The organism is Streptomyces sp. NPDC014656 (assembly GCF_043084305.1).
Taxonomy (GTDB): Bacteria; Actinomycetota; Actinomycetes; order Streptomycetales; family Streptomycetaceae; genus Streptomyces.
In genome coordinates, this window is the sequence record NZ_JBIBZN010000004.1 from 288,873 (window position 1) to 304,429 (window position 15,557).

12 protein-coding genes are annotated in these 15,557 nt (G+C 73.9%); 4 read left to right on the plus strand and 8 right to left on the minus strand.

The annotated features are described in order from the left end of the window. Positions 1-51: 51 nt before the first annotated feature. The 7 genes from murD to rsmH are packed head-to-tail and all read right to left on the minus strand — an operon-like array spanning position 52 to position 9,161. Positions 52-1,491, minus strand: a complete 1,440-nt coding sequence (gene murD / locus ACF1ED_RS12015) for a UDP-N-acetylmuramoyl-L-alanine--D-glutamate ligase (RefSeq protein WP_391759242.1) — start codon at positions 1,489-1,491, stop codon at positions 52-54. Beyond that, complete coding sequence (gene mraY / locus ACF1ED_RS12020; RefSeq protein WP_391759244.1) at positions 1,473-2,543, minus strand: phospho-N-acetylmuramoyl-pentapeptide-transferase; 1,071 nt, start codon at positions 2,541-2,543, stop codon at positions 1,473-1,475. Before mraY ends, murD begins: the two co-directional genes overlap by 19 nt. Next, the gene (gene murF, locus ACF1ED_RS12025; RefSeq protein WP_391759245.1) at positions 2,540-3,964 is read right to left on the minus strand and encodes a UDP-N-acetylmuramoyl-tripeptide--D-alanyl-D-alanine ligase; all 1,425 of its coding nucleotides are present in this window, start codon (positions 3,962-3,964) and stop codon (positions 2,540-2,542) included. The genes mraY and murF overlap by 4 nt, the downstream gene beginning before the upstream one ends. A 4-nt stretch (positions 3,965-3,968) precedes the next feature. Continuing rightward, a complete protein-coding gene (locus tag ACF1ED_RS12030; protein WP_391759246.1) occupies positions 3,969-5,663 on the minus strand; it encodes a UDP-N-acetylmuramoyl-L-alanyl-D-glutamate--2,6-diaminopimelate ligase in 1,695 nt (564 codons plus the stop codon). An 18-nt stretch (positions 5,664-5,681) separates the two neighbouring features. Next, the gene (locus tag ACF1ED_RS12035) at positions 5,682-7,661 is read right to left on the minus strand and encodes a peptidoglycan D,D-transpeptidase FtsI family protein (protein WP_391759247.1); all 1,980 of its coding nucleotides are present in this window, start codon (positions 7,659-7,661) and stop codon (positions 5,682-5,684) included. A 7-nt stretch (positions 7,662-7,668) separates the two neighbouring features. After that, a complete protein-coding gene (locus ACF1ED_RS12040) occupies positions 7,669-8,208 on the minus strand; it encodes a septum formation initiator family protein (RefSeq protein ID WP_391759248.1) in 540 nt (179 codons plus the stop codon). Further along, positions 8,205-9,161 (minus strand): 16S rRNA (cytosine(1402)-N(4))-methyltransferase RsmH, encoded by a 957-nt coding sequence (gene rsmH, locus ACF1ED_RS12045; protein ID WP_391759249.1) that lies wholly within the window; start codon positions 9,159-9,161, stop codon positions 8,205-8,207. Before rsmH ends, ACF1ED_RS12040 begins: the two co-directional genes overlap by 4 nt. Before the next feature lie 319 nt (positions 9,162-9,480). Between rsmH and ACF1ED_RS12050 the strand changes: the two genes are divergently transcribed. The 4 genes from ACF1ED_RS12050 to ACF1ED_RS12065 all read left to right on the plus strand — a co-directional run bounded on the left by ACF1ED_RS12050 (position 9,481) and on the right by ACF1ED_RS12065 (position 14,961). Then, positions 9,481-10,074: a beta-class carbonic anhydrase gene (locus ACF1ED_RS12050; RefSeq protein WP_391759251.1), complete on the plus strand. Its 594-nt coding sequence runs from the start codon at positions 9,481-9,483 to the stop codon at positions 10,072-10,074. A 146-nt stretch (positions 10,075-10,220) separates the two neighbouring features. Continuing rightward, positions 10,221-11,237 (plus strand): AAA family ATPase, encoded by a 1,017-nt coding sequence (locus tag ACF1ED_RS12055; RefSeq protein WP_391759253.1) that lies wholly within the window; start codon positions 10,221-10,223, stop codon positions 11,235-11,237. After that, positions 11,237-12,616, plus strand: coding sequence for a DUF58 domain-containing protein (locus ACF1ED_RS12060; protein ID WP_391759255.1), 1,380 nt, complete (start codon positions 11,237-11,239; stop codon positions 12,614-12,616). Before ACF1ED_RS12055 ends, ACF1ED_RS12060 begins: the two co-directional genes overlap by 1 nt. Then, complete coding sequence (locus tag ACF1ED_RS12065; RefSeq protein WP_391759257.1) at positions 12,613-14,961, plus strand: transglutaminaseTgpA domain-containing protein; 2,349 nt, start codon at positions 12,613-12,615, stop codon at positions 14,959-14,961. The genes ACF1ED_RS12060 and ACF1ED_RS12065 overlap by 4 nt, the downstream gene beginning before the upstream one ends. Positions 14,962-15,089: 128 nt before the next feature. Here ACF1ED_RS12065 and ACF1ED_RS12070 read toward each other — a convergent pair whose 3' ends face one another. Continuing rightward, positions 15,090-15,491 (minus strand): DUF3040 domain-containing protein, encoded by a 402-nt coding sequence (locus ACF1ED_RS12070; protein WP_391759259.1) that lies wholly within the window; start codon positions 15,489-15,491, stop codon positions 15,090-15,092. Between the last annotated feature and the right edge of the window lie 66 nt (positions 15,492-15,557).

The window sequence follows — 15,557 nt, forward strand, 5'->3', positions numbered from 1 at the left end:
GCTGCCCCCTCCGGTCAGGCCCGGTACGGCCGGACCCTCGCAGTGGTCGGGTCAGGCGTCGCCGGTGGCGGCGAGGGCGCGGACCGCGTCCGCGAACGCCTCGCCGCGCTTGTTGTAGTTGGTGAACATGTCCATCGAGGCGCAGGCCGGGGCCAGGAGGACGGTGTCCCCCGGGCGGGCGAGCCGGGCCGCCTCGCGGACCGCCTCGGACATCGCCCCAGTGTCGGTCCGGTCGAGGTCCACCACCGGGACCTCCGGGGCGTGTCGCGCCAGCGCTTCGCGGATCAGCGCGCGGTCCGCGCCGATCAGGACGACGCCGCGCAACCGCTTCGCGGACTTCTCCACCAGCTCGTCGAAGGTGGCGCCCTTGGCGAGTCCGCCGGCGATCCAGACGATCGGGTCGTAGGCGGCCAACGAGGCTTCGGCGGCGTGGGTGTTGGTGGCCTTGGAGTCGTCGACGTACGTCACGCCCCCGACCTCCTCGACCAGTTCGATCCGGTGCGGGTCGGGGCGGAAGGCCCGCAGCCCGTCCCGTACCGCCTGCGGCTCGACGCCGAAGGCGCGGGCGAGGGCGGCCGCGGCGAGCGCGTTGGCGATGTTGTGCGGGGCCGGCGGCCGCACGTCGGCGACCTCGGCCAGCTCCTGGGCGTTCTTCTGCCGGTTCTCGACGAAGGCCCGGTCGACGAGGATCCCCTCGACGACGCCGAGCTGGGAGGGGCCGGGGGTGCCGAGGGTGAAGCCGATCGCCCGGCAGCCCTCCTCGACGTCGGCCTCGCGGACCAGGTCCTCGGTGAGCGGGTCGGCGACGTTGTAGACGCAGGCGACCCGGTTGCCCTCGTAGATCCGGCCCTTGTCGGCGGCGTACGCCTCCATGGAGCCGTGCCAGTCGAGGTGGTCGGGCGCCAGGTTGAGCACGGCGGCCGAGTGGGCGCGCACGGAGGGCGCCCAGTGCAGCTGGTAGCTGGACAGCTCGACGGCGAGCACGTCGTACTTCTCGTCGCCGAGGACGGCGTCGAGGAGCGAGACGCCGATGTTGCCGACGGCGGCGGTCCGCAGCCCGGCGGCCTCCAGGATGGAGGCGAGCATCCGGGTCGTGGTGGTCTTGCCGTTGGTGCCGGTGATCGCCAGCCAGGGGGCCGCGTCCGGGCCCCGCAGCCGCCAGGCCAGCTCGACGTCGCCCCAGACCTCCACGCCCGCCTCGGCGGCGGCCGCGAAGAGCGGCTTGTCCGGCTGCCAGCCGGGGGCGGTGACGACCAGCCCGGTGCCGGCCGGCAGGGTCGCCCCGTCGCCGAGGCGGACGGTGATCCCCTCCGCCTCCAGCTCCGCGGCCTGCGCCCGGGAGCGCTCGTCGTCCCCGTCGTTCACGACGGTCACCACGGCGCCCCGGGCGGCCAGGGCCCGGGCGGCCGGGATGCCGGACACCCCGAGGCCCGCGACCGTGACGCGCTTGCCCTGCCAGTCCAGCTCTTCGCTCACTTGTCGGCTGCCCATCCCGCGTAGAAGAGGCCCAGGCCCACGATGACGCACATGCCCTGGATGATCCAGAACCGGACGACGACCAGGACCTCGGACCACCCCTTGAGTTCGAAGTGGTGCTGGAGGGGGGCCATCCGGAAGACGCGCTTGCCGGTCATCTTGAACGAGCCGACCTGGATGACCACGGACATCGTGATCAGCACGAACAGGCCGCCGAGCAGCGCGAGCAGCAGCTCCGTACGGGAGCAGATGGCGAGACCGGCGAGCGCGCCGCCGAGCGCGAGGGAGCCGGTGTCACCCATGAAGATCTTGGCGGGCGAGGTGTTCCACCACAGGAAGCCGAAGCAGGCGCCCATGAGGGCGGAGGCCACGACCGCGAGGTCCAGCGGGTCGCGGACCTCGAAGCAGGCGTTCGGGTTGGTGAGGGTCAGCGCGTTGGCGCAGGACTCCTGGAACTGCCACAGCCCGATGAAGGTGTAGGCGCCGAAGACCATCACGGAGGCGCCGGTCGCCAGACCGTCCAGACCGTCCGTCAGGTTCACGCCGTTGGACATGGCCAGGATCATGAAGAGCGCCCAGACCACGAAGAGGACCGGGCCGATCGACCAGCCGAAGTCGGTGATGAAGGAGAGCTTCTCGGAGGCGGGGGTGAGCCCGCGCAGGTCCGCGAACTGGAGCGAGAGCACCGCGAAGGCGATGCCGACGATGAGCTGGCCGGCCATCTTCGCCTTGGCCCGAAGGCCCAGCGAACGCTGCTTGACGATCTTGATGTAGTCGTCGAGGAAGCCGACCAGGCCCATGCCGGTCATCAGGAACAGCACCAGGACGCCCGAGTACGTCGGGTCCTCGCCGGTGATGACCTTGGCCAGGGCGTACGCGATGAGCGTGGCCAGGATGAAGGAGATGCCGCCCATGGTGGGCGTGCCCTTCTTCCCGGCGTGACCGCGCGGGCCGTCGTCCCGGATGAACTGCCCGTACCCCTTGCGGGCGAGCAGCTTGATGAGCAGCGGGGTGCCGATCAGGGTGAGGAAGAGGCCGATGGCCCCCGCGAAGAGGATCTGCCTCATCGGCCGGATACCTCGCCCTCAGCGTCGAGCAGCGCCAGGGCGACCTGCTCGAGACCGACCGACCGGGAGGCCTTCACCAGGACCACGTCCCCCGGGCGCAGTTCCCTGCGCAACAGGTCGACAGCCGCCTGCGCGTCGGACACGTGCACCGACTCCTCACCCCACGAACCCTCGTTATAGGCGCCCAGTTGCAGCCAGGACGCTTCCCTGTCCCCGACCGCGACGAGCTTGCTGACGTTGAGCCGGACGGCGAGCCGTCCGACCGCGTCGTGCTCGGCGAGCGACGCGTCACCGAGCTCGGCCATCTTGCCGAGCACCGCCCACGTGCGGGTCCCCCGGGCCTGTCCGGCCCTGCCCATGGCCGCGAGCGCGCGCAGGGCGGCTCGCATGGACTCGGGGTTCGCGTTGTAGGCGTCGTTGACGATCGTCACGCCGTCCGGACGCTCGGTGACCTCCATGCGCCAGCGCGAAAGGGAGCCGGCCTCGGAGAGCGCGGTGGCGATCTCCTCGACAGGCATGCCCAGCTCGTGCGCGACGGCGGCCGCTGCGAGCGCGTTCGACACGTGGTGCTCACCGTACAGGCGCAAGGTCACGTCGCTGCACCCGGTGGGTGTGTGAAGCGTGAAAGCGGGCCGGCCGGAGTCCGTGAGGCGGACGTTCTCGGCACGTACGGCCGCTTCGTCCGCTTCGCCGAAGAGGGTCACGCGGGCCTTGGTGCGGCTCGCCATCGCGCGGACGAGCGGATCGTCGGCGTTGAGGACCGCCACTCCGCCGTCCTCGGCGGACGGCAGGGACTCGACCATCTCGCCCTTGGCCTCGGCGATCTGCTCGCGTCCGCCGAACTCGCCGATGTGGGCGGTGCCCACGTTGAGGACGAGCCCGATCCGGGGCGGGGTGAGCCCGGTCAGGTAGCGGATGTGGCCGATGCCGCGGGCGCCCATCTCCAGGACGAGGTGCCGGGTCTCCCCGGTGGCCTTCAGCGCGGTGAGCGGCAGGCCGATCTCGTTGTTGAGGGAGCCGGGCGTCCAGACGGTGGGCGCGTGGCGGTCGAGGACCTGGGCGATCAGGTCCTTGGTGGAGGTCTTGCCGGCCGAGCCGGTGAGGGCGACGACATCGGTGCCGAGCCGCTCGACGACCGTGCGGGCGAGGGCGCCCAGCGCGGTCTGCACGTCGTCCACGACGATCGCGGGGACGCCGAGGGGGCGGACGGCGAGCACGGCCGTCGCGCCCGCCGCGACGGCGCGCTCCGCGTAGTCGTGGCCGTCGACGCGCTCCCCGGCGAAGGCGGCGAAGAGGCTGCCGGGCTTCACCTCGCGGGAGTCGATGACGACGGGCCCGGTGATCCGGGCGCCCGGATCCGGTATGTCGTGCGCCTGCCCGCCGACGATTTCGGCGATCTCGGCGAGGGAGAGGGCGATCACTGCTTCATCCCTGACTGTTCTGGTGACGGTGTCCGATCGCGGCGGCGGCCGGTGTCCCGCTCGCCGCCTCGATCGCTTCGCGGAGGACCTGGCGGTCGTCGAAGGGACGGACCTTCCCGGCGATCTCCTGGCCCTGCTCGTGGCCCTTGCCCGCGACCAGGACGGTGTCGCCCGGCCGGGCGCGGGCGACTGCGGCGGCGACGGCGGCGGCCCGGTCGGGTTCGACCAGGACGTCGCCGCGCTCCGCGGCGGGCACCTCGGCGGCGCCCGCGAGCATCGCGGTGAGGATCGCGAGCGGGTCCTCGGAGCGGGGGTTGTCGGAGGTCAGTACGGCGGTGTCGGCGAGCCGGGCCGCGGCGGCGCCCATGGGGCCGCGTTTGGTGGTGTCCCGGTCGCCGCCGCAGCCGATGACCACGTGCAGCCGGCCCTCGGTGACCTCGCGCAGCGAGCGGAGCACCGACTCGACGGCGTCGGTCTTGTGGGCGTAGTCGACGACGGCGAGGTACGGCTGGCCGGCGTCGACGCGCTCCAGGCGGCCGGGGACGCCGGGGACGGCGGCGACGCCGTCGGCGGCGGTCCGCGGGTCGAGCCCGGCGGTCGCGAGGGTGGCGATGGCGGCGAGGGTGTTGGCGACGTTGAAGGGGCCGGGCAGCGGGGCGGTGGCGGGGATCCGCTCGCCCTCGGGGCCGACGGCCGTGAAGGTGGATTCGGCGGCGCCCAGGACGACGTCCTCGGCGCGCCAGTCGGCGTCGGCGCGGCCCTCCGCGGAGAAGGTGACGACCGGGACGGTGGCCTCCTTCGCGAGCCGGCGGCCGTACTCGTCGTCGGCGTTGACGACGCCGGTGCGGCTGCGCTCCGGGGTGAAGAGGGTCGCCTTGGCCCGGAAGTAGTCCTCCATGTCGGAGTGGAACTCCATGTGCTCCGGGCTGAGGTTGTTGAAGACGGCGACGTCGAAGACGCAGCCGTCGACCCGGCCGAGCACGAGGGCGTGGCTGGAGACCTCCATGGCGACGGCCTCGACGCCCCGCTCGCGCATGACGGCGAAGAGGGCCTGGAGGTCGGTGGCCTCGGGGGTGGTGCGCTCCGACTTGATGCGCTCGTCGCCGATCCGCATCTCGACGGTGCCGACGAGCCCGGTGTGCTTCCCGGCGCCGCGCAGTCCGCCCTCGACGAGGTAGGCCGTGGTGGTCTTGCCGGAGGTGCCGGTGATGCCGATCTGGAGGAGGTCCGCGCCGGGGCGGCCGTAGATCTCGGCGGCGAGTTCGCCCATCCGGGCCCGCGGGTCCTCGACGACGAGGACGGGCAGGCCGGTGGCGGCGGCGCGGTCGGCTCCGGCCGGGTCGGTGAGGACCGCGGCGGCTCCGAGGCCCGCGGCCTGGGCCACGAAGTCGGCGCCGTGCAGGCGGGCGCCGGCCAGGGCCGCGTACACGTCCCCGGGGCGTACCGCCCGGGAGTCGTGGGTGATGCCCGAGACCGGGACGTCCTGTGCGGCGTCGGGGGCCTCGGTGCCGAGCCGCTGCGCGAGCTCGCCCAGGGGTGTCGGGCGGGCCCGCTCCGGGCGGGGCGGGGTGGTTCGGGACTGATCAGCGTGTGGCACGGCGGTGAGCGTACCGGGCTCACCCTGCGGGGGACCAAACGAGCGGGGGGCGTCGCCGGAGTTCGATTTCCGGTTCCCGGAGTGGGGGGTGATCGTCGTCACTGGTGGTGCTCCCGGGGGTCACGGGGTGGGTTCGAAGGTGACCGGCAGGCGGGCGGACTCGCTGCCGGTGGGTGCCACGTGGAGGGTCTTGAGCGCGAACTCCATGACCTTCTTGTAGATGGGTCCGCAGATCTGGCCGCCGAAGTAGCTGCCCTTGGTGGGGTTCTGGATGGCGCAGTAGACGGTGACGCGGGGCTGGTCGGCGGGGGCGAAGCCGGCGAAGGAGGCGGTGTAGCCCTTGTAGCGGCCGAGTTCGGGGTCGACGCGGTTGGCGGTGCCGGTCTTGCCGGCGACGCGGTAGCCGGGGATGGCGGCCCGGGTGCCGGTGCCCTCGCGGTCCTCGACGACCGATTCCAGCATCTGGGCGAGGGTCTTGGCGGTCTTCTCGCTGACGACGCGGTTCTGCTCGGGCGTGGCGGCGGGGGTGAAGCGGCCGTCGGGGCCCTTGGTGCCGCGGACGAGAGTGGGTTCGATCCGTACGCCTCCGTTGGCGATGGTCGAGTAGACGGAGGCGGCCTGGAGGGCGTTGACGGAGAGGCCCTGGCCGAAGGGGATCGTGTACTGCTGCGAGGTGGACCAGTCCTCGGGCTTGGCGAGGATGCCGGGGGTCTCGCCGGGGAAGCCGAGGCCGGTGGGGCTGCCGATGCCGAAGCGGCGGAGGTAGCCGTCGAGGACGCGGTTGGACTCGGCCTGGTCCTTGCCGAGCTGGCCGGTGGCGAGGATGGTGCCGATGTTGCTGGACTTGGCGAGGACGCCGTTGAGCGTCAGGTACCAGGTCCTGTGGTCGATGTCGTCCTTGAAGAGCCGGTCGCCGCGGTGGAGCCGGTTGGGGACGACGACGTGGGTGTCGGGGGCGGCCTTGCCCTCCTCCAGGACGGCGGCCATCGACATGACCTTGCTGGTGGAGCCGGGTTCGTAGGCGTCCTGGAGGGCGGCGTTGCCCATGGCGGCGGCGTTGGCGGCGGAGAGGTCGTTGGGGTCGAAGCCGGGGGCGTTGGCCATGGCGAGGACCTCGCCGGTGCGGGTGTCCTGGACGATGACGTAGCCGCGGTCGGCCTTCGACTTGCGGACCTGGTCGCTGATGGCCTGCTGGGCGGCCCACTGGATGTCCCGGTCGATGGTCAGCTCGATGTCGGAGCCGGGGACGGCGGGGGTGCCCTGGGAGCCGGCGGTGGGGACCTGCCGGCCGCCGGAGGCGGTGAAGCGGATCTTCCCGTCCCGGCCGGCGAGTTCGGGGTCGAGCATGGACTCGACGCCGCCGGCCCCGCGGCCCTCGGCGTTGACGTAGCCCAGTATCCCGGCGCCGAGATCGCCGTTGGGGTAGACGCGCTTGGTGCTGGGCTCGCTGAGGACGCCGCCGAGCAGGTTGACGCCGGTGCCGCCGGCCGCCTGGGCCTTCTGCGCGTAGACCTTCTTGAGGTCCTTGATCTGGTTCCACACCTGCGGGGTCTGCTTGCGGGCGAGCAGGGTGTAGCGGGACTTGGGGGTGCGGAGCTTCTTCGCCAGGTCCGCCGGCTCCTTGCCGAGGATCGGGGCGAGGAGGGCGGCCGCCTGCTCGGGCGCGTCGCGGACCTTGGACTCCTCGGGGGTGAAGAGCTTCGGGTCGGCGGTGATGTCGTAGGCGTCGACGCTGGTGGCCAGGGCGATGCCGTTGCGGTCGGTGATCTCGCCGCGCTCGGCGGAGAGCGTGTACTCCTGGTAGCGGTACTTGTCGGCCTTGGCCGCGTACGCGCTGGCGTCGACCGCCTGGACCTGGAGCAGCCGCACCACGAAGGCCAGCATGACGAGGGTGAGGCCGACGGAGATCAGCCGCAGCCGGGGCTTGGGGCTGCCGAGCTTGATGGTGCGGGGCCTGCGGGCGGGCGGCCGGGGCGCGGGGCGGCGGGCGGGCGGGCGCGCCGCGGGGCGCGGGGCCCGGGCGCCGGCTCCGGCGGGCCGGGGGCGGGCCGGGCGCGCGGGGCCGGGGACGCGGCGGCGCGGGGGCTCCTGGGAGGGCACTGCTCGGTCACCTGCCGGAGGTCGTGGGGGCGGTCTCGGTCGCGGTCGGGGTGGTGCCGGTGGCGGTGGGCTTCGGGGCGGGGCTCGCGCCGGGGCCGGGCGCGGCCTCGCGCGTACGGGAGGGGCCGGGGTCGCCCGTGCGGTCCGGGGCGCGGCTCGGCGTGCGGGAGGGCTTCGGGGAGGCGGCGACGGTGGGTTCGCCGAGGACCTTGCCGTCGGGGCCGAGGAAGGCGGGGCTGCCGCCGGGGACCATGCCGAGCTCGCGGGCGCGGCGCTCCAGGGCGTCGGGGGCGGCGTTGGCGTCGACGTCGCGCTGGAGGGCCTGCTCCTCGTCGGTGAGCTCGGTGGTGCGGTCCTTGAGCTCGCGCAGCTCGAAGGAGCCCTGGTTGAGGGCGGAGTTCAGCAGCAGCAGGGTGATGAGGCCGCCGCCGAGGAGGAGGAAGACGAGCAGGACGAAGGGGGTGCGGGCGGCCGTGCTGGGTCCGGACGGCATCAGCCGTCCGAGCCGCGCGGCCCGGCCTTTGAGCGGCCCCCTCGCCGTGCTCACAGCACGTCCTCCCGGATGCGCTCGACGCCCCGGAGCCTGGCGGGGGCGGCCCGGCGGTTCTCGGCCACCTCCTCCTCGGTGGGGAGTTCGGCGCCGCGCGTGAGGAGCTTGAGGCGGGGCTGGTACTGCTCGGGGACGACCGGGAGGCCGGGCGGGGCGGTGGTGGCCGCGCCGGCCGCGAAGACCTGCTTGACGAGCCGGTCCTCCAGGGAGTGGTACGAGAGGACGGCGACCCGGCCGCCGACGGCGAGGGCCTTCACGGCGGCCGGGATGGCCCGCTCCAGGACGCTCAGTTCGCCGTTGACCTCGATGCGCAGGGCCTGGAAGGTGCGCTTGGCGGGGTTGCCGCCGGTGCGCTTGGCGGCCTGCGGGAGGGCGTCGCGGATGAGCTCGACGAGCCGGGCGCTGTTGGTGAAGGGCTCCTTGTCGCGCTCGCGCACGATGGCGGAGACGATCCGCTTGGCCTGCTTCTCCTCGCCGTAGGCGCGCAGGATGCGGACCAGCTCGCCAGCCGGGTAGGTGTTGAGGACCTCGGCGGCGCTCATGCCGGTCGTCTGGTCCATGCGCATGTCGAGCGGGGCGTCCTGGGCGTAGGCGAAGCCGCGGTCGGCCTCGTCCAGCTGCATCGAGGAGACGCCGAGGTCGAAGAGGACGCCGTCGGCCTTGTCGATGCCGAGCCGGTCGAGGACCTCGGGGAGTTCGTCGTAGACCGCGTGGACGAGGGTGGCGCGGTCCCCGAAGGGGGCGAGCCGCTCGCCGGAGAGGCGCAGGGCCTCCTTGTCGCGGTCGAGGGCGACGAGCCGGGCCTCGGGAAAGGCGCGGAGCAGGGCCTCGCTGTGTCCGCCGAGGCCCAGGGTGCAGTCGACGACGACCGCTCCGGGGTGCTGGAGGGCCGGGGCCAACATGTCCAGGCACCGCTGGAGCATCACCGGGACGTGTCGGTCGTTGCTCAACGCACCCTCTCAGAACGGGCACGGCGAGCGGGTAAGGGGGCGAGCCGTGGGTGCCGCCGCGCACACGGGGGAGAAACCGCTGCAAATCGCTCGATTGTCTCCGGGAACTCCGCGTCACTCTAGTCCACGGACGGGGCCGGTCAATCAACCGGCTGGCGCGCCGCGCGGCGCCGGGCGCGCGGGTGGACCTTCCGGGCGGTTCACCCGATCGGCGGCGGCCCGTGAGCACTGTGGGTTGGCTCACACACGGGATCATCGGTGTTCTTTGTCCGCTTCTCACAGCGGGTCCGCGGGGGTGGTGCGCACTACCGTCGGAGTCATGACGATCTCCGCACACCCCTCCCCCGGCCCGTCCGGCGCGACGCCCGCCGACGCCTCGGTCACCGAGCGGCTCGTCGAGGCGAACGCGCGGTACGCCGCCGACTTCGCGGACCCGGGCATGGACGCGCGTCCGGTGCTCCGCGTCGCCGTCGTGGCCTGCATGGACGCCCGGCTCGACCTGCACGCCGCGCTGGGCCTCGAACTCGGCGACTGCCACACCATCCGCAACGCGGGCGGCGTCGTCACCGACGACGCGATCCGCTCCCTCACCATCAGCCAGCGGGCGCTCGGCACCCGGGCCGTGATGCTGGTGCACCACACCGGCTGCGGCCTGGAGTCGCTCACCGAGGACTTCCGGCACGAGCTGGAGGACGAGGTGGGCCAGCGGCCGGCCTGGGCGGTGGAGGCGTTCCGGGACGTGGACCAGGACGTGCGGCAGTCGATGCAGCGGGTCCGCACCTCCCCCTTCCTGCCGCACACCGACGACGTCCGGGGGTTCGTCTTCGACGTCACGACCGGCCTGCTGCGCGAGATCCACCCTGTGGAAAATGGTTCCGGCACCGGCCCGAGCACAACTTCCGCCCCCGCGTAAGACGACAAACCCCGGCATTTCGCCTGCGGTTGTCCACAGGCGAGTGACAGGGCCCGGCCATCCCCACGAGAATGCTCGGGTGACACCCCCCGTACATCCCATCGGGGGCAGGTGTCCGTGTTCCTGCAAGGCCGAGGAGGGCCGGGGTGACGACCTATGACGACCGAGCGAGCCTCACAGATCTGACCACCACCGCGGAGCGCGTCCGCGGCTCGGTGGAGAGCGTGATCGAGGGCAAGCCCGAGGTCGTACGTCTCGCGCTGACCGTGCTGCTCGCCGAGGGCCATCTCCTCATCGAGGACGTGCCCGGCGTCGGCAAGACCATGCTCGCCAAGACGCTCGCGCGGTCCATCGACTGTTCGGTGCGCCGCATCCAGTTCACCCCCGATCTGCTGCCGTCGGACGTCACCGGCGTGTCGATCTTCGACCAGCAGCGTCGGGAGTTCGAGTTCAAACCGGGCGCGATCTTCGCCCAGATCGTCATCGGCGACGAGATCAACCGTGCCTCGCCCAAGACGCAGTCCGCGCTCCTGGAGTCGATGGAGGAGCGCCAGGTCACCATCGACGGGCACACCTACGAGCTGCCCAGCCCGTTCATGGTCGTGGCCACCCAGAACCCGGTCGAGATGGAGGGCACCTACCCGCTGCCCGAGGCCCAGCGCGACCGCTTCATGGCCCGCGTCTCCATCGGGTACCCGAGCGCCGAGGCCGAGTTCCGGATGCTCGACGTGCACGGGGCGGTCAACCCGCTGGACGACCTCCAGCCGGTCGCCCACGCCCACGAGATCCTCAAGCTGATCGAGGCGGTCCGCGCGGTGCACGTCGCCGACGCCGTCCGGCGGTACGCGGTCGACATCGTCGCCGCCACCCGCAGCCACCCCGACCTGCGGCTCGGCGCCTCCCCGCGCGCCACGCTCCACCTGCTGCGGGCCGCCCGGGCCTCCGCCGCCCTCGCCGGCCGCGAGTACGTGCTGCCCGACGACCTCCAGGCACTGGCCGTCCCGGTGCTCGCGCACCGGCTGCTGCCCACCGCGCAGGCCCAGCTGGGCCGGCGCAACGCCGAGCAGGTCGTCCTCGACATCCTCCAGCGGACCCCCGTCCCGTCCACGGCCCCGCCCGCCGGGCCGGTCCACGGCCGGCTGCCCGGGGGCCGACAGCTGTGATGGCGACCCCCGCCGCACCCGAGGGGCAGCGGGCCGACGACCGCGCCGGCCCCCGGGCCGAGGACGGCCGGGCCGGCCTGCGGGCCGCCCTCTCCGGGCTCACCACCCGCGGCCGGTCCTTCCTGGCCGCCGGGGCGGCCGCCGCGGTCTGCGCCTACGTGCTCGGCCAGGCCGACCTGCTCCGGGTCGGCCTGCTGCTCGCCAGCCTGCCGCTGATCTGCGCCGTCGTCCTGCACCGCACCCGCTACCGGGTGGCCACCTCCCGCATGCTCACCCCGCAGCGGGTGGAGGCGGGAACCGAGGCCAGGGTCCGGCTCCGGATGGAGAACGTCTCCAAGCTCCCCACCGGGCTGCTGATGCTCCAGGACCACGTGCCCTACATGCTGGGCCCCCGCCCCCGCTTCGTCCTCGACCGGGTCGAGGCCGGCGGCCGGCGCGAGGTCTCCTACCGGGTCCGCTCCGACCTGCGCGGCCGCTTCCCGCTCGGGCCGCTCCAGCTCCGGCTGAGCGACCCCTTCGGGATGTGCGAGCTGACCCGCTCCTTCCACGCGTACGACACCCTGACCGTCGTCCCGCGCACCACGGCGCTGCCGCCGGTCAGGCTGGGCGGCGAGGCGTCCGGGTACGGGGAGGGCCGGCAGCGCGCCCTGGCCCTCGCCGGCGACGACGACGTCATCCCGCGCGCCTACCGGATCGGCGACGACCTGCGCCGCGTCCACTGGCGCTCCACCGCCCGCTACGGCGAGCTGATGGTCCGCCGCGAGGAGCAGCCCCAGCGCTCGCACTGCACGGTCCTCCTCGACACCCGCCGGGTCGGCTACCAGGGCTCCGGCCCCGACTCGGCCTTCGAGTGGGCCGTCTCCGGCGCCGCCTCCGTCCTCACCCACATGCTGGAGCGCGGCTACGCGGTCCGGCTGCTCACCGACACCGGCACCGCCGTCCCCGGCGAGGGCTCCGAGGGCTACGCGGGCGCGTCGGCCGGCGACTCCGCGGAGACGGCCGGGCTGCTGATGGACACCCTCGCGATCGTCGACCACTCCGACGGCGCCGGGCTCTCCCGCGCCTCCGACGTGCTGCGCGCCGGGAGCGAGGGACTGCTCGTCGCCTTCCTCGGCGACCTCGACGAGGAGCAGGCCGCCCTGGCCGGCCGGATGCGCGGCCGGGCCGGCGCCGCCGTCGCCTTCGTCCTGGACTCCGGCACCTGGCTGACCGGCGGCGCCGTGGCCGGGGCCGTCGAGAACCGGATCCGGGAGCTGCGCGAGGCCGGCTGGACGGTCGTCTCCGTGCCGCCCGGCGCCCGCATGGCCGACCTCTGGCAGCAGGCCGCCGGGGCGCTGCGCGACACCGCCGCCGCGGACAGCTACGGAGGATGGGCATGAGCGGGCTCACCCGTCTGGCACTGGCCGCCTGGGCGGCCTCCCTGATGGCCGCCGGGGCGCTGCTGCCCCTGGTCAAGCCGGCCACCTGGATCTTCACCGCCGCCTTCCTGCTCGCCCTGCAGAGCGCCGCCGGCATGCTGTGCCGGCGGGTGCCGCTGGCCCGGCCGCTGACGGTCGGCGTCCAGCTGCTGGTCGGCGTGGTCGCGCTGACCGTGGTCTTCGCCCGGGAGCAGGCGCTCCTCGGCTTCCTGCCCGGGCCGCTCGCGGTCCAGCGGGTGGCGGAGCTGTTCCGGCTCGGCGCCGAGGACGTCGGCACCTACGCGATCCCCGCCCCGGACACCGAGGGCATCCGGCTCATGCTGGTCGCGGGCGTGCTGACGATCGGGCTGCTGGTGGACGTCCTGGCGGTCACCTTCCGCCGTGCCGCCCCGGCCGGTCTGCCGCTGCTCGCGCTGTACTCGGTGGCCGCCGGGCTGTCCGGGGGCGGCGCCGGCCAGCTCTGGTTCCTGCTCGCCGCCACCGGCTACCTCCTGCTGCTGCTCGCCGAGGGCCGCGACCGGCTCTCGGCCTGGGGGCGGGTCTTCGGCGGCGCCCAGCGCTCCGGCCGGCCCGGCTCGGCCGCGGGCGGCGGCGGGAACGCCTTCGCCCCGGTCCGCACCGGCCGCCGGATCGGCGCCGTCGCGATGGGCACCGCCCTGGTGGTGCCGCTCGTCCTGCCGGGCTTCTCCGGCGGGCTGCTGGGCACCGGCGGCGGATCGGGTCCCGGCGAGGGCGGTGGGGGCGGCGGCACCATCGCCGCGGTGAATCCGCTGGTCTCCCTCCAGGACAACCTGCGGCAGCCGGAGGACTTCGAGGTCCTGCGCTACCGGACCAACGCCCTGGACAACAGCGGGCTGTACCTGCGGCTCGTCGCCCTCGACCAGTTCGACGGCACCTCCTGGAAGTCCTCGGTCCGCCCGATCGAGGCGGTGCCGAAGGTGCTGCCGTGGCCCGACGGCCTGGCGCAGTCCGTCCGCACCTCCGAGGTGACCAGCAACTTCGTCGCCTCGGACGGGTACGACCAGAAGTGGCTGCCGATGCCGTTCCCGGCCGCCCGGGTCGACATCGAGGGCCGCTGGCGGTTCGAGCCGTCCGGCCGGATGCTCGTCGGCGACGACAAGCAGACGACCAAGGGCGTCCGCTACCAGGTGACCAGCCTCGACGTGCAGCCCACGAGCGAGCAGCTCGCCGGGGCGGGCCCGGCGCCGGAGCAACTGCTCCGCGAGTACACCAAGGTGCCCGGGAGCCTCCCCGCCGACGTGCGGTCGACGGCCCTGGAGGTCACCAAGGACGCGGCGAACGACTACGAGCGGGCGGTCCTGCTCCAGGACTGGTTCTCCGAGGACGGCGGCTTCCGGTACGACGTCGACGTGACGTCCGGGACGGGCACGCAGGCGATCTCCCGCTTCCTGAGGGACAAGGAGGGGTTCTGCATCCACTTCTCCTTCTCGATGGCGGCGATGGCCCGCACGCTGGGCATCCCGGCCCGGGTCGCGGTCGGCTTCATGCCGGGCACCCCCCAGTCCGACGGCTCGGTGTCGGTCGGCATCCGGGACGCCCACGCCTGGCCGGAGCTGTACTTCGAGGGCTCCGGCTGGACCCGTTTCGAGCCGACGCCGTCGCGCGGCTCCACCCCGGCGTACACCCGGCAGGCCTCCCCCACCGGTGGTCCGACCGGTCCGGCGCAGCCCTCCGCGACCTCCTCGGCGCAGCCCTCGGCGGCGCCGAGCGCCTCGGAGAGCTGCCCGCCGGAGATGCGGCGCCTCGGCGAGTGCGGCCCGAACCCGGCGGCGGCGGACGACACGTCCTCCGGCGGCGGCACGGACCTGCTGAAGGTCGGCGGATGGACGCTGGCGGCGCTGCTGGTCCTGGCCGTGCCCCTGGTCCCGCTCCTCTGGCGGACCCGGGTGCGGGCCAAGCGGCTCGCCCCCTCGGCCGGCGCGCTGGCGGTGTGGCGGGAGATCGGCGACACGGCCTGGGACCACGGTCTCGAACCCGACGAGGCGCAGACGCCCCGCAGGACCGCGGAGCGGATCGTCCGGGCGGGTGAGCTGTCCGGGGAGGCGGCGGAATCGGTGCACCGGGTGGCGCGGGCGGTGGAGGAGGCCCTCTACGCGCCGTCGCCGCGGATGGTGGCGGGGCTCGCGCGGGACGCGGAGCGGGTACGGGCGGGGTTCCACGCGCGGGCCACGCGCGCGGTCCGGCTCCGTGCCCTCCTGGCCCCCCGGTCCGCGGCCCGTCTCCACTGGTCCGCCTCCGCCCGCTGGGCCGCCCTCAAGTCCCGCGCCCCCCGGCTCCACGCCTGAGCCGCGTCGTGGGGCGCGTCCGGCGGGCGCGGCCCACGACGCGGGGGCGCGGGGAAAGACCGCGCCCCGCCGGGCTCGGGCCGGCGGGGCGGGGTCACGGGGGTGCGGGGTCTCCGCTCAGCGGGGCGTCAGTGACCGCCGCCCTGCTGCTCGTCGCGGCGTCGCTGCCACCGCGTCTCGATCCGGTCCATCATGGAGCGTCGCGCCTGCCCACCGCCACGGCGGCCCCTGGCCGCCTGCTGCGGCTGCTCGCCCGGCTTCGGCGCCTTGCGCCAGCCGGTGACCGCCAGGACCGCGCAGCCCAGCATGACGAGGAACCCCACCACGCTGATCCAGATCTGCTGGATAACCATTCCGGTCATGAGGAGCGCGATACCCACCAGGAAGCCGGCGACTGCCTGGTAGACCCGTCGCCGGGTGTACGTGCGCAGCCCGCTTCCCTCGAGCGCTGTCGCGAACTTGGGGTCTTCGGCGTACAGCGCTCGCTCCATCTGCTCGAGCATTCGCTGCTCGTGCTCCGAGAGCGGCACGGAGTCCTCCTAGTCGTCGGTCGCGGGGGCGACCGGTTGCGGCCCTTTCAGGATAGGCAGGGAATC